The 1,209-nt window shown below is 75.1% G+C and carries 1 protein-coding gene; it reads right to left on the bottom strand.

The window, feature by feature from the left end:
• On the bottom strand, nucleotides 1–1,089 hold a 1,089-nt coding region (locus tag I5E_RS11730; protein ID WP_187290502.1), incomplete at its 3' end, for a DUF2142 domain-containing protein.
• Between the last annotated feature and the right edge of the window lie 120 nt (nucleotides 1,090–1,209).

Genomic DNA, 1,209 nt, shown 5'->3' with positions numbered 1-1,209 from the left:
CCCGGCGGCGACCGCGATCCCCCAGGTCCCGATCGCCGGGAAGGCCACGGACAGCACCAGGGGGAGCGCTGCTCGGCCCCGCCCAGGGAGGGGGAGGCGCCGCCACGCCACCGCGCTGAGCACGACGAGGCACAGCAGGGCCGGGAACAGGTAGCGGCCCTGCGTCCCCGCGACCTGGGTCGTGTCGAGGTAGGCCCGGGCACTGCTCGCGGTCTGCACGAGCAGCAGGAGGGCGGGGAAGACCGCCAGGCACCACGCCGCACGGCGGGTTCGGCCGCGACGGAACGCCCACCCGACCAGGACGACGAGCACCACCAGCGTCAGGACCGCGGTGAGGAGGTCGCCGATGCTCACCTGCGCTCGCTGCCCCGGCGACCCCCAGAAGGTCCGTGTGAGGGTGCCCCAGCTGACGTCGAGGAAGTGCCACACCGAGGGACCCTGGCCGTCCGGGAACGGCCGGGCCGGGCGGAGCGCGGCGTACCCGTCCGGCTGCAGGGTGTGGAAGCGCACGAGGTTGCGCAGCCACCACCACGCCCCGATCGCCGCGGTCACCCCGAGGACCGCCACGGTGCGCAGCAGCCGGCGAGGGAACGGGAGCACGCTGGCTCCGGCGGCGAGCGTCACGGCGGCGATGAACGGCACCGCGGGGAGTCCCGTGCCCTTGGTCCAGACGAGCAGGCCGAGCGCGACGCCCGTCGTCAGGAGCGTCCGGCGCCTCAGGTCCCCGGTGAGCAGGCGGGTCGCCAGCCAGACCACCACGCCGCCGAGCAGGAGGGTCGGGGCGTCGTTCGTCACCGAGGCCCCGATCGAGGCCAGTTGCGGCACGGCGAACAGGGCGAGGGCACCGAGCAGGGCGGCGCGCGGCGACCGCGTGACACGGCGGACCGACGCCCACGCGAGGAGCGCCAGCGGGGTCACGAGGACGGCGTCGACGAGCCGGAGTGCGACGAGCGCGTGGTCCCACCGCAGGGAGCCGTAGTGCAGCGCGCGGAGCACGACGGCGTCGACCACGTACGCCGTCGGCGGGTGCTGCGACATCTGGTTGACGGTCGTGGAGTCACCCGGGTGTGCCGTGAGCAGCCCGCTCACGGTCGACCACGTCGAGGAGTCGCCGTCGTCCTGCTCCTGCAGGCGGCGCGGACGGCGTTCGTGACGTGCATCGTGCCGGGAGCCGGCCACCGGACCCGGTCGCGACGTGGACCGCGGCGT

Origin of the sequence: Curtobacterium sp. B18, from assembly GCF_000333375.1 — a bacterium.
Taxonomy (GTDB): domain Bacteria; phylum Actinomycetota; class Actinomycetes; order Actinomycetales; family Microbacteriaceae; genus Curtobacterium.
Note: the sequence above shows the minus strand (reverse complement) of the source record. Positions and strands in the feature narration are given on the sequence as shown.